This is a genomic window from Mycobacterium sp. smrl_JER01 (assembly GCF_048513595.2).
Taxonomy (GTDB): domain Bacteria; phylum Actinomycetota; class Actinomycetes; order Mycobacteriales; family Mycobacteriaceae; genus Mycobacterium.
This window is the reverse complement of the sequence record NZ_JBLXXK020000001.1, coordinates 4,465,683-4,478,323: the sequence shown is the minus strand read 5'-3', so window position 1 is coordinate 4,478,323 and position 12,641 is coordinate 4,465,683. Positions and strand designations below refer to the sequence as shown.

The 12,641-nt window shown below is 68.3% G+C and carries 12 protein-coding genes; 7 read left to right on the top strand and 5 right to left on the bottom strand.

Annotation, left to right across the window (positions count from 1 at the left end; translation table 11 throughout):
• The first annotated feature begins 11 nt into the window (after positions 1 to 11).
• From ACNUDN_RS20830 to ACNUDN_RS20820, 3 genes are all read left to right on the top strand, one after another.
• A complete protein-coding gene (locus ACNUDN_RS20830) occupies positions 12 to 839 on the top strand; it encodes an acyl-ACP desaturase (protein WP_419123660.1) in 828 nt (275 codons plus the stop codon).
• A gap of 233 nt (positions 840 to 1,072) precedes the next feature.
• Positions 1,073 to 2,374, top strand: a complete 1,302-nt coding sequence (gene phoH2 / locus ACNUDN_RS20825; RefSeq protein ID WP_419125244.1) for an RNA 5'-3' helicase PhoH2 — start codon at positions 1,073 to 1,075, stop codon at positions 2,372 to 2,374.
• A 17-nt stretch (positions 2,375 to 2,391) separates the two neighbouring features.
• On the top strand, positions 2,392 to 3,102 hold the full coding sequence (locus tag ACNUDN_RS20820; RefSeq protein ID WP_419123659.1) for a polysaccharide deacetylase family protein: 711 nt from the start codon (positions 2,392 to 2,394) through the stop codon (positions 3,100 to 3,102).
• A gap of 6 nt (positions 3,103 to 3,108) precedes the next feature.
• On the opposite strand, the gene ACNUDN_RS20815 is transcribed toward ACNUDN_RS20820, so the two are convergent.
• From ACNUDN_RS20815 to glpX, 3 genes are all read right to left on the bottom strand, one after another.
• Entirely contained in the window at positions 3,109 to 3,330 is a 222-nt protein-coding gene (locus ACNUDN_RS20815; protein WP_419123658.1) for a hypothetical protein, read from the bottom strand.
• Positions 3,331 to 3,458: 128 nt separating this feature from the next.
• On the bottom strand, positions 3,459 to 4,874 hold the full coding sequence (locus ACNUDN_RS20810; RefSeq protein ID WP_419123657.1) for a class II fumarate hydratase: 1,416 nt from the start codon (positions 4,872 to 4,874) through the stop codon (positions 3,459 to 3,461).
• Between the two features lie 61 nt (positions 4,875 to 4,935).
• Positions 4,936 to 5,964 carry a class II fructose-bisphosphatase gene (glpX, locus tag ACNUDN_RS20805; RefSeq protein WP_419123656.1) on the bottom strand — a complete coding sequence of 343 codons (1,029 nt, stop codon included), beginning with the start codon at positions 5,962 to 5,964 and terminating at the stop codon, positions 4,936 to 4,938.
• A 54-nt stretch (positions 5,965 to 6,018) separates the two neighbouring features.
• Between glpX and ACNUDN_RS20800 the strand changes: the two genes are divergently transcribed.
• Together ACNUDN_RS20800 and ACNUDN_RS20795 are read left to right on the top strand one after the other, a co-directional pair.
• Complete coding sequence (locus ACNUDN_RS20800) at positions 6,019 to 6,744, top strand: DUF4245 domain-containing protein (RefSeq protein WP_419123655.1); 726 nt, start codon at positions 6,019 to 6,021, stop codon at positions 6,742 to 6,744.
• A gap of 13 nt (positions 6,745 to 6,757) precedes the next feature.
• Positions 6,758 to 7,555 (top strand): dienelactone hydrolase family protein, encoded by a 798-nt coding sequence (locus ACNUDN_RS20795; protein WP_419123654.1) that lies wholly within the window; start codon positions 6,758 to 6,760, stop codon positions 7,553 to 7,555.
• On the opposite strand, the gene ACNUDN_RS20790 is transcribed toward ACNUDN_RS20795, so the two are convergent.
• Both ACNUDN_RS20790 and ACNUDN_RS20785 read right to left on the bottom strand, forming a co-directional pair.
• Positions 7,536 to 8,756, bottom strand: a complete 1,221-nt coding sequence (locus ACNUDN_RS20790) for an AI-2E family transporter (RefSeq protein WP_419123653.1) — start codon at positions 8,754 to 8,756, stop codon at positions 7,536 to 7,538. The two genes, ACNUDN_RS20795 and ACNUDN_RS20790, sit on opposite strands and share 20 nt — an antisense overlap.
• Positions 8,757 to 8,831: 75 nt before the next feature.
• A complete protein-coding gene (locus ACNUDN_RS20785) occupies positions 8,832 to 9,608 on the bottom strand; it encodes an SDR family NAD(P)-dependent oxidoreductase (protein WP_419123652.1) in 777 nt (258 codons plus the stop codon).
• 115 nt (positions 9,609 to 9,723) lie between these two features.
• On the opposite strand from ACNUDN_RS20785, the gene ACNUDN_RS20780 reads away from it, so the two are divergent.
• A complete protein-coding gene (locus ACNUDN_RS20780) occupies positions 9,724 to 10,188 on the top strand; it encodes an SRPBCC family protein (protein ID WP_419123651.1) in 465 nt (154 codons plus the stop codon).
• A gap of 177 nt (positions 10,189 to 10,365) precedes the next feature.
• Positions 10,366 to 12,633 (top strand): putative bifunctional diguanylate cyclase/phosphodiesterase, encoded by a 2,268-nt coding sequence (locus ACNUDN_RS20775; protein WP_419123650.1) that lies wholly within the window; start codon positions 10,366 to 10,368, stop codon positions 12,631 to 12,633.
• Positions 12,634 to 12,641 lie beyond the last annotated feature (8 nt).

Sequence of the window (12,641 nt, the reverse complement as noted above, 5' to 3'; positions counted from 1 at the left end):
AATGTAACCGCATGGCACAGAAACCTGTCGCTAATGCGCTGACCCTCGAACTTGAGCCTGTGGTTCTTGCGGAGCTGCGGCGTCACCTCGACACCGAGGACATCTGGTTCGCCCACGACTACGTGCCGTTCGACCAGGGGGAGAACTTCGCGTTCCTCGGCGGCCGCGACTGGGAACCGTCGCAGGTGACGTTGCCGAAGTCGGTGACCGACGCGCTGGAGATCCTGCTGATCACCAAGGACAACCTCGCCGGATACCACCGTGAGCTCGTCGAGCACTTCATCCTCGAAGACAAGTGGGGCCGTTGGATGGGCCGCTGGACGGCCGAGGAGCATCTGCACGCCATCGCGCTGCGCAACTACCTCGTCGTCACCCGCGAGGTCGATCCGTCGGCCAACGAAGACGTCCGAGTCGAGCACGTGATGAAGGGCTACCGGGCCGACACCTACAGCCAGGTGGAGACGCTGGCGTTCATGGCGCTGTGGGAACGGGCGCACGCGGTGTTCTGTCGCAACCTCGAAGCCCAGATCGCCGAGCCGGTGCTCAAGGCGCTCGTCGGGCGGATCGCCAAGGACGAGGAACGCCACGAGGAGTTCTTCGCCAATCTGGTCGCCCACTGCCTGGGTTACACGCGAGCCGAGACCGTCGCCGCGATTGCGCGGCGCGCCGCCGGTCTCGACGTCGTCGGCGGCGACATCGAGGCCTACCAGGACAAGGTTGCCACGGTCGCCGAGGCGGGCATCTTCGACCGCGACCAGCTGCGCGCTGTCATCGCCGATCGGATCACCGCATGGGGATTGGCCGACGAGCCCGAACTCAAGCAGTTCATCAGCTCGTAACTCGCGCGACGCTCAGCCACGGCGCGCCTGCAGGGCGCGATCGCTTCTGCGGGAGTAGCGTCGATTCCGATGGCTAGCGACATGCTCTGCTGTCCGGGCGGTCCAGATTCGAAAGGACCGGCCCCGGTCCTGAGACCGCGTGTGTGTCCACCGAGAAGTTCGTGTGGGGCCGCAGGAACTCGCGCAGCCTCGAGGAGCGCTACGTGACTCAATCCCAGAGCCGGCAATCCGAGTTGATCCGGACCTACGTGCTCGACACCTCCGTGTTGCTGTCCGATCCCTGGGCCATCACGCGGTTCGCCGAACACGAAGTGGTGGTTCCGCTGGTTGTCATCAGCGAGTTGGAAGCCAAACGCCACCACCACGAGCTGGGTTGGTTCGCCCGACAGGCGTTGCGCTTGTTCGACGATCTGAGGCTCGAACACGGTCGGCTCGATCAACCGATTCCCGTTGGCGCAGACGGCGGTACGCTGCACGTCGAGCTCAATCACAGCGACCCCTCGGTGCTGCCTGCCGGTTTCCGCAACGACAGCAACGATGCGCGCATCCTGACGGTCGCGGCCAACCTCGCCGCGGAGGGAAAGCACGTCACCCTGGTCAGCAAGGACATCCCGCTGCGCGTCAAGGCCGGCGCCGTCGGTCTGCTCGCCGACGAGTACCACGCCCAGGACGTCATCACCTCCGGGTGGACCGGCATGGCCGAGCTGGAAGCCACCGCCGAGGACGTCGGCACGCTGTTCGCCGAGGGTGAGGTCGACCTGGAGGCCGCGCGTGACCTGCCGTGCCACACCGGTATCCGGTTGCTGGGCAGCAACTCTCATGCGCTCGGCCGGGTGAACGCCGACAAGCGGGTACAGCTGGTGCGAGGTGATCGCGAAGTGTTCGGCCTCCGGGGAAGGTCCGCCGAACAACGCGTCGCCCTCGACCTGCTGCTCGACGAATCGGTCGGCATCGTCTCGCTCGGCGGCAAGGCCGGCACCGGCAAATCGGCGCTGGCGTTGTGCGCCGGGCTGGAGGCGGTGCTGGAGCGACGCACCCAACGCAAGGTGGTGGTGTTCCGTCCGCTCTACGCGGTCGGCGGTCAGGACCTGGGGTATCTGCCAGGCAGCGAGAGCGAGAAGATGGGGCCCTGGGCCCAGGCGGTGTTCGACACCCTCGAGGGTCTGGCCAGCCCGGCGGTGCTGGAGGAGGTGCTCTCGCGCGGAATGCTCGAGGTGTTGCCGCTGACCCACATCCGGGGCCGCTCCCTGCACGACTCGTTCGTGATCGTCGACGAGGCGCAGTCGCTGGAGCGCAACGTGTTGCTGACCGTGCTGTCCCGCTTGGGCTCGGGTTCGCGGGTGGTCCTGACCCACGATGTGGCACAACGGGACAACCTGCGGGTCGGCCGGCACGACGGTGTCGCCGCGGTGATCGAGAAGCTCAAGGGGCACCCACTGTTCGCCCACATCACGCTGCTGCGCAGCGAGCGCTCCCCGATCGCGGCGCTGGTCACCGAGATGCTCGAAGAGATCAGCCCCGGCGCGCTGCCCTGATCCGCCTGTTCGCGGCGGTGCTCAGCGGCCTACTGCTGGGTCTCGTCGGTGTCGGCGCCCCGGCGGGCGCCGACACCGTGGACTGTGCGCGGGTCAAGTGTGTGGCGTTGACGTTCGACGACGGGCCGGGCCCGCACACCGACCGGTTGCTCCAGATCCTGCGGGCCAACCACGCCGTGGCCACGTTCTTCCTGATCGGGGACAAGGTGGCCGCCGATCCCGCCGCGGCCCGGCGGATCGCCGACGCCGGTATGGAGATCGGCAACCACACCTGGCAGCACCGGGACATGACGATGTTGTCACCGCCGGAGATCGCCACCGAGTTCAGCAGGGCGGGGGACGCGATCGAGGCGGCGACGGGCCGGCGGCCGACACTGACCCGTACCGGTTTCGGCGCCATCGACGACGTCGTACTGGCAGAGGCCGGGCGTCAGGGCCTGGCCGCCGTCAACTGGGATGTCATCGCCTTCGACTGGCAGCACGACGCGAACGCCGCCGCGACCCGCGATGTGCTGATGTCCCAGGTCAGGCCGAATGCGGTGGTGCTGTTGCACGACACCTTCGCCTCGACGGTCGAGCTGATGGAGCGGTTCATCCCGGTGCTGACCGCCAACGGCTACCACCTGGTGAGCGTGTCGCAGCTGATCGGTCCGCGGGTGCCCGGCACCCTGTATGGCGGGCGTGACAACGGACCACCCGCCTACGATCTGGTCGACCCGCCCGGATGACCCGGATCAGCGGCGCCGGCGCCCTTCCACCAGGAACCACCCCGCCGCGGCGGCCCCGGAGACCGCCAGCATCCGATCCGCGGCCCAACCGCGTCTGGCCTTCGACAGGTCCACCAGCGACGCGAGCCCCAGCACGACGGCGCCGGTGCGCAGCGCGGGCGCGCTGGCGGCCGTCGTCACCAGCGCCTGCGAGGTGGACGTGATCGTGGGATCGGGGTAAGCGGACACCGCACCTCCTGATTCGTGCCTGGGGAGCGAACCGCCGTCGTCCGGCGGGTCGGATGCCCTCTAATCTTGTGCCCGGCTTGACGATTCGTCAGCGGTTTGGGCGATCTCCCAGGGGCGAATCTGGACTGCTAGTCCCCGTCGCGCACTTTCGCCATGGCCAGCACGTCGAGGCGCCTGTCCAGCTCTTCCTCGGAGAGCTTGTCGCCGATCAAGCCGCGGTCGACGACCGTCTGCCGGATCGTCTTCTTCTCCGCCAGCGCTTGTTTGGCGACCTTGGCGGCCTCCTCGTAGCCGATGGCCGAGTTCAGTGGTGTCACGATCGACGGCGAGGATTCCGCCATCTCCAGCAGATGCGCGTCGTTGGCGACCAGGCCGTCGATGCATTTGGTCGCGAACAGCTTCGAGGCGTTGGACAGCAGCGTGAACGATTCCAGCACGTTGCGGGCCATCATCGGGATGTAGACGTTGAGCTCGAAGGCACCGGACAGGCCGCCGACGGTGACGGCGGCGTCGTTGCCGATGACCTGGGCGGCGACCTGGGTCACCGCCTCGGGGATCACCGGGTTGACCTTGCCCGGCATGATCGAGCTGCCCGGCTGCAGATCGGGCAGCTGCAACTCGCCGAGACCGGTCAGCGGGCCCGAACCCATCCAGCGGATGTCGTTGGCGATCTTGGTCAGCGACACCGCGATCGTCTTGAGCGCACCGGAGGCCTCCACCAGCCCGTCGCGGGCGGCCTGGGCCTCGAAAGAATCCACCGCGGTGCGTAATTCGGCGATGCCGGTCTGGTCGACCAGCACCTCGACGACCTTGGCGCCGAAGCCCTCGGGTGCGTTCAGGCCGGTGCCGACGGCGGTGCCGCCGATCGCCAGCTCACCGAGGCGGGGCAGACACGCACGCACGCGTTCCATCCCGGCCTGGATCTGGCGGGCGTAGCCGCCGAACTCCTGTCCGAGCGTGACCGGCACCGCGTCCATCAGGTGGGTGCGGCCCGACTTCACCGTGGTCCGCCACTGGCGGGCCTTGCCCTCCAGGGACTCGTGCAGCACTTCGAGCGCCGGAATGAGATGGCGCACCGCGGCTTCGGTGGCCGCGATGTGCGTCGCGGTGGGGAAGGTGTCGTTGGAGCTCTGCGACATGTTGACGTCGTCGTTGGGGTGCACGGTGACCCCGTTGGCGGCCGCGATCGAGGCGATGACCTCGTTGGTGTTCATGTTGGAGCTGGTACCCGACCCGGTCTGGAAAACGTCGATCGGGAACTGCTCGTCATGTCGGCCGTCGGCGATCTCGGCGGCCGCGGCGATGATCGCGTCGGCCTTCTCCGCGGCCAGCAGGCCCAGGTCCTTGTTGACCTGGGCGCAGGCGCCCTTGAGCAGCCCGAGCGCGCGGATCTGGGTGCGTTCCAGCGGTCGGAACGAGATCGGAAAGTTCTCCACGGCCCGCTGGGTCTGAGCGCGCCACAGGGCGTTGACCGGCACCCGGACCTCGCCCATGGTGTCGTGCTCGATGCGGTATTCCGTGTTGTCGACCGCGTTGTCGGCCATGTGGCTCCCTATCGTCTTTCGGTGTGGGAAAACAGGTCAGGGCACTTCGAGTTCGGGGGGATCAGGGCAGCGGGTAGGCGGCGAACTTGTCGCCGGTGAAGTTCACCGCGGAGTACTCGTTCAATTTGGACAGCCGGTGGTAGGCGTCGATCATCCGGACGGTGCCCGACTTCGAGCGCATCACGATCGACTGCGTGGTGCACCCGCCGCCGAAGAACCGCACCCCTTTGAGCAGGTCGCCGTCGGTGACGCCGGTGGCGCAGAAGAAGACGTTTTCCCCGGACACCAGATCGGTGGTCGTGAGCACCCGATCCAGGTCGTAGCCGCGGTCGATCGCCTTCTGCCGCTCTTCGTCGTCGGTGGGAGCCAGGGTGGCCTGGATCTCACCGCCCATACAGCGGATCGCCGCCGCGGTGATGATGCCCTCGGGGGTACCGCCGATACCGACGAGCAGATCGGTGCCCGAATCGGGCCGGCAGGCCGAGATGGCACCCGCGACGTCACCGTCGGAGATCAGGCGGATGCGCGCACCGGCCTCCCGGACGTCGGCCATCAGCTTGGCGTGCCGCGGCCGGTCCAGGATGCACACCGTGATGTCGGAGACCGAGGCTTTGCGGACCTTGGCGATCCGCTGGATGTTCGCCGCGATCGGCGAGGTGATGTCGATGAAGTCGGCGACGTCGGGCCCACCGGCGATCTTGTTCATGTAGAACACCGCCGAGGGGTCGAACATCGCGCCGCGTTCGGCCACCGCGAGCACCGAGATCGCGTTCGGCATACCCTTGCTCATCAACGTGGTGCCGTCGACCGGGTCGACCGCGAAGTCGCATTCGGGCCCGTCGCCGTTGCCGACCTCCTCGCCGTTGTAGAGCATCGGCGCGTTGTCCTTCTCACCCTCGCCGATGACCACCACACCGCGCATCGACACGGAGTTGACCAGCTGGCGCATCGCGTCGACGGCCGCCCCGTCGCCGCCCTCCTTGTCGCCGCGCCCGACCCAGCGTCCCGCCGCCATCGCGCCCGCCTCGGTTACTCGCACCAGCTCGAGGGCCAGGTTGCGGTCCGGTGATTCACGTCTCGATGGCGTCATGGGCAGATTCTCCCATTACCGGGTGCACAATCGGGAGCTGGGATACTGGCTCTCATGACGACGCCGCCCGAGCCGGGCCACGAGGTCGCCGGGGACCCCGGGCGCGGACCCGACGCTGCAGGCCAGCGCCCTGTCGAGTATGTCGTGACGCCGGTCGCGCCGCCCGCCAAGTCGCGCCTGCTGCAGGACGGCCGCGATATGTTCTGGTCGATGGCCCCGCTGGTGCTGGCCTGCGTGGTGCTGGCCGGGCTGCTCGGGATGTGCTCGTTCGCGCCCACCGGCCCAGGGCCGGGGCCGACGCCCGAGTACGACGCTCCCGCCGCGCTGCAGGCCGACGCCGATGCGCTCAAGATCCCGATCCGGCTGCCTGCGCTCCCCGACAGCTGGCAGGCGAACTCCGGTAGCCGCAAGGGCATCGAGGGCGGACGTACCGATCCGGTGACCGGGCAGCCGGTACGTGCGATCGGCAGCGTCGTCGGGTACCTGACCCCGAGCGGGATGTATCTGAGCGTCACCCAGAGCAACGCCGATGAGGAGAAGCTGGTCTCGTCTTTCAGCCCGGAGCTGGTGCCGACCGGAGTGCAGGACGTCGACGGGGTCCGGTGGGTGGTGTACGAAGGCGGCGAGCGCGACGGCAGGGCCAACGAGCCGGTGTGGACCGCCCAGGTCCGGGGGCCGACCGGCCCCGCCCAGCTTGCCGTGACCGGCGCCGCGGGTACGGACGAGTACCGTACGCTGGCGGCGGCGACGCAATCCCAGCCGCCGCTGCCGGTCACGTAACCCAGGAGACGCCATGAGCGGGCCCACAGCAGATCTGCACGGATGGACCGCCGAGCCGTTCACCGCCGCCGGTTTCACCCACGACGTGTACCGCAAGGGCCAAGGCCCCGGCGTGGTCCTCATCCCGGAGATGCCCGGCCTGCACCCCGGTGTACTCGCACTCGGTAATCACCTGGTGGACAACGGGTTCACCGTGTGGGCTCCGTCGTTGTTCGGGACGCCGGGGGCGCCCGCCCTCGGCGCCGGCGCCCTGCCCGCGCTCGTGAAGGGGTGTATCGCCAAGGAGTTCGCGGCCTTCGCGACCAACGCCGATCGGCCGGTGGCGCACTATCTGCGGGCGCTCGCCCGCGCGCTCAACGCCGCCACGCCGGGTAAGGGTGTCGGTGTGATCGGGCAGTGCTTCACCGGCGGTTTCGCGCTGGCCGCCGCCGTCGACGACAGCGTGCTGGCGCCTGTGATGAGCCAGCCGTCGTTGCCGCTGCCGCTGACACCGCGGCAACGCCGCGACCCGGGACTGTCCGAGGCCGAACTGAAGGTCATCGAGCGCCGTGCCGCCGACGAAGGACTGTGCGCGATGGGATTGCGCTTCAGCGAAGACCCGATGGCTCCGCGGGCCCGGTTCACCACGCTCAAGGCCCGGCTCGGCGACGCGTTCGAGGTGATCGAGATCGACTCGAAGCCGGGAAACGTCGCCGGCATCGGTCGGGCTGCGCATTCGGTGCTGACCGACCAGGTCGTCGAGCGTGACGGACATCCCGCCTACGAGGCGCGCAAGCGGGTCGTCGAATTCCTCACGGCCCGGCTGGCTTAGCCTGCGCCGGCTCCTCGTCGCGGCCCGGGTCGGGCTGCGGTGTGGGTTTCGCCCGGCCCGGCAGCAGCCGCCGCCACCACGGGACCTTCCGCTCGGCGGCGTCCTCGTCGGGGTCGGCTCTGCTACCGGTGATCGACTCCAGCGGCGCGTCCTTGTACACCACCAGATACACGCTGACCGTCGTCACGATCACGATCATCAGCACCGGGCCCAGCACGATGCCGATGAATCCGAACATGTGCAGTCCGGCGAACACCGCCAGCAGCATCAACGCGGGATGCAGGTGCGCACTCTTGGGGACCAGGAACGGCCGCAGCACATTGTCGATGTTGGTGACCACGATGACGTGGAAGGCGATGACGAAGATGCCGCCGACCGGATTGCCGAACACGGCCATCCCGATACCCAGCGGGATGGTCACGATCCCGCTGCCCAGCGGGATGAACGACAACGCGGTCAGGAAGATCACGAACATGAAGAACGCATCGTGGATGCCGCCGACGTACACCGAGATCGCGCCGGCCACACCCTGGCAGACCGCGATGATGAACTGTCCCTTGACAGTTGCCGAGACCATCGCGCCGATCTTCGCCAGGTAGATGTCGGACACCTGCTCGCCCAACGGATTCAGGTCACGGAACAGGTCGAGCACCTTGTTCCCGTTGGTCAGCAGCGCCAGGAACACGTAGAGGAAGATGATCAGCCCGGTCACCGTCGAGATGATCCCGCCGACCGAATCGCGGGCGACGCCGAGCGCGAACTCGCCCGCGCGCTGGCCGATGCCGGCGAGCGTGTCACGCACCGATTCGGGTGTCAGCGTGGTGTCGATGAACGGAATCCGGGCCAGCACCTCGTTGGCCGAGTCCAGCAACCGTTGACCGAGCGCGGTGAAATCCGTCTGGTCGACCCAGGTGCTGATGCCGTCGACCAGCTGGCTGATCTGCAGAAACGCCAGGAAAATCACCCCGGACAGCGGCAGCGCGACCGTCGCGATGGCGGCCAGCAGCGTCAGGGTCGCCGCGCCGCCCGGGCCCATCTTGGTTCGCAGCCGCCCGAACAGCGGGCTGAACAGGTACGCCAGCACCGCGGCGACGGCGATCAGCAGCAGGTAGTTGCGCAGGAAGTAGGCGCCGAAACCGAGTGCGATGATTGTCAGCACCGCCAGCGCGCGCTTCTGGTTGAGGGTGAAATCGTCTCTCATGCGCACCCTTCCGGCCCCGCCCGTTCGGATGCCGTGGGCAACCTTATCCGGTGTCGGCGGTGCCGGACGGGTAAGTCAGGACGACTGCTCCACCAGTTTCATCACATGGCCGATGATGTCCGGGTAGCGCTTCAGATGGGCACCGCCGTTGATGTCGAGGACCTCGCCGGTCAGCCAGGACGATCCGTCAGCGCACAGGTACACGACGGCCTCGGCGATGTCCTCGGGGGTGCCGGCGCGTCCGAGCGCGGTGTTGTCGAGGTAGTCCTCGACCACGCCGGGCACCGCGGCGGCCGCTGCTGTCAGCGGGGTGTCGACGAAGCCCGGGGCGACCGCGTTGACCCGGATGCCGCGCGGCCCCAGCTCGAGCGCCGCGACCTGGGTGAGCATCGAGAGCCCGGCCTTGGCCGCGCAGTAGGCGCTCATACCGGCCGCGGGCTGTCTGCCGTTCAGTGAGCTGATCTGCACCAACGAACCGCCCACCCGCAGGTGCCGGCCCGCGTGTTTGGTGACGATGAAAGCGCCGTTGAGACAGACGTCGACCACGGCACGGAAATCTTCGGCGGGCATCTCGGTGATCAGACCGACGTTGCTGAATCCGGCGCAGTTGACCGCGATGTCGATCGGGCCGGTGCCGTCGAACAGGTGTCGCACCGAGTCCTCGTCGGTGACGTCGACATGGGCCGCGGCGTGCCCGGGACCCAGCTCGGCGGCCCGTTCGCCGGCGGCGTCGGTGTTCACATCGGCGATCGTGACCCGACAACCCTGCGCGGCCAGTGCTGTGGCGGTGGCCCACCCGATCCCGGAAGCCCCGCCGACGATGACGGCGACGCGTTCGTCGCGATGGTTCATGGTGTGGACCCTCCGGTGGGGAAACGACAATGGAACGAGAACGTGTTCCAACGTCACATCCGGAACCAGAAAGCGCAATAGTCGCCGCACCCCTCGGGCTGGCAGACTCGTCCCGGTGACCGAGCTGCAGATGTCCGAATCGATCGTCGTCGCCGTGCCGGCCGACCAGCTGTACGCGCTGGTCACCGACATCACCCGCACCGGTGAATGGAGCCCGATCTGCAAGGCCTGCTGGTGGGATGAGGGCGCCGGGCCCCGGGTCGGGGCGTGGTTCACCGGCCGGAACGAGACCCCGGAGCGAACCTGGGAAACCCGGTGCCAGGTCGTCGTGGCCGACCCCGGCCGTCGCTTCGCTTGGGAGGTCAACGACGGTTGGGTGTACTGGGGCTACGAGTTCACCGCGCAGCGCGACGGGACCCGCCTCACCGAATCCTGGGAGCTGCGGCCCAAGGGGGTTGCCGGATTCCGCGAACGCTACGGCGCGGCCGCCGACAGCGAGATCGCCGCACGCAGCGCGGCCGCGCGCAGCGGCATCCCGGCCACCCTGGCCGCCATCAAGAGGGTCGCCGAGGCGGGCTGACCGCGCGCGGCAACCCGTCGGGTCGACGGGGTCGCGCCGGGGACGCGATATTTGCAGCCGAGGTGTTCAGCAAACGCCGTGCGGTGCGCTTTTTTTGCGTTAGCGTCAGCGCCATCGGACGTTGCAGGGCATGGGGGTGCCGTGGGTGGTGAACGACTCCGGGCGGTAGGGCCATGGATGGCGGTGCCGATCGGGCTGACCGTCGCACTTGCCGGGTTGCTTGCTGTCGGCGACGGTGAGCCGGTGGCGGTCATCGACGATCTGATCGTGTTGGGGTTGTCCTCGTACGCCGCCTGGTGCGCGGTGCTGGCGGCCCGTGCGACCGAGGACCGGCTACGCCGGGCCTGGACGGTGATGGCGACCGCGCTGGTGTGCTGGGCGCTCGCCGACCTGATCTGGTTCCTGTGCGAGTACGTGCTGCGTATGGACCCGTTCCCGTCGCCGGCCGACTTCTTCTACCTGGCCTTCTGTGTGCTGGCGATCCCCGCCGTGCTGACCATGGCGCCGTTCGACGTCTGGTCCCGGAAACGGGCCGGTCTGCGGATCACGCTCGACGGTGTGACGATCGCCCTGTCGTCGTTTCTGCTGGCGTGGATCCTCGCCTTGCACAACGTCTACGACACCTACCGCGAGGACCTGCTCGAGGTGGGGCTCGCGCTGGTGTATCCGGTGATCGACGTCGTGATCCTGGCGGTGGCGGTCACGGTGCTGGCCCGGGTCGAGGTGCATCAGCGGGCGGTGCTCGGGCTGCTGGTGTTCGGGTTCGCGGTGATGGCGGTAACCGACAGTGCGTTCGCCTACGCCGTGGCGGTGGGCAGTTATGCGACCGGCAGCCTGATCGACACGGGCTGGGCGGTGACGCTGGTCGCGATCTGCGCCGCAGCCTTGATGAGCAGGGGGAGCCCGCCGCTGCGCACCCCGACGGTGTCGGTGCCGTCCAACACTGCGCTGTGGGCGCCCTACGTGCCGCTGCTGCTGGCCGGCACGGTGGGGCCGCCGCTGGTCATGACCGGCTTGGAGCGGTTCGTCGTTCCGGCGATCGTCGTCGCGGTGTGTCTGAGGCAGTCGGTGGCGGCATGGGAGAACCGGCAGTGGCTGCGCGCCGCGGCCGATCAGGCGCTGCAGGATCCGCTGACCGGACTGGCCAATCGGAAACTGTTCTGCGATCGGCTGACCCACGCGTTGACGCTGCGGTCGCGCGATGGCCGCGCGGTCACGGTGGTGGCACTCGATCTCCACGACTTCTCGTTCGTCAACGAGAGTCTGGGCCATCCGGCCGCCGACCGTCTGCTGGTCAGCGCCGGACAACGGATCGCCGACTGTGTGCGGCCGGGGGACACCGTCGGCCGCTTCGCCGGTGACGAGTTCTTCCTGCTGCTGGAAGGGGATCCCGAAGATTCTCGTGAGGTGCTGCAGCGCGTGGTGAAGACCTTCGACGAGCCGTTCAGTGTGGGCGGTCAGCCGGTGACCATCCGCTCCAGCGTCGGGGTCGCGGTGGCGTCCCCGGACGAGTCGCAGGTCGCTCCCGCGACCATGATGAAACGCGCCGATATCGCCGTCCGCGCCGCGAAGCGGTCCGGTTCGTCGCGGGTGCACACCTTCGATATGGCCACGGCGCCAACGGCTTCCGATGCCGATCTGTCCGACACCGATCGGGCGGCGGCCGCGGCGAAGGTCCGCCTGCTGGCCGAACTGCGCGACGCCGTGGACAACGGTGAGCTGAGTGTGGTGTATCAGGCCAAGGTCGATCTGCGCGCCGGCGGCGTCATCGGGGTGGAGGGGCTGCTGCGGTGGCCGCACCCCGAGTTGGGGCTGCTGCGTCCTGCGACGTTCATGCCGCTGGTGCGCGAGCACGGTCTGATGCAGCCCGTCACCGATCTGGTGGTCGAAAAGGTCCTCGACGACGCCGCGGGCTGGCTGGCCGCCGGTGTGCGAATGCCGGTGGCGGTGAACGTATTCGCCCCGTCGTTGCGCGACGAGCGGTTGCCCGCGGCGCTGCTGGCTGCGCTGCAGAGCCGCGGTCTGCCGGGGAACTTCCTGACCGTCGAGATCACCGAGGATCTGGTGATCAACGACCTCGAGCTGGCCGCCGAAACTCTCGGTCAACTCCGAGAGCGTGGAATCCGGGTATCCATCGACGATTTCGGCAGCGGCTACTCCGCGCTGTCGTATCTGCGGGACCTGCTCATCGACGAGATCAAACTCGACCGCCGATTCATCGCGTCGGTCACCTGCGACTCGCGGGCTGCGGCGGTGGTCCGCGCGGTCATCGACCTGACCCACGATCTGGGGATGACGGTCGTCGCCGAGGGTGTCGAGGATGCCGCGACGGCGGATTGGCTGCGCGACCGCGGCTGCGATGTCGGCCAGGGTTACCTCTTCGGGCGGCCGATCTGCGCCTCCGAGGTTCCCGACCTGGTTCGCCTGGTCAGTCACCCGCTGTGACCGGGGCG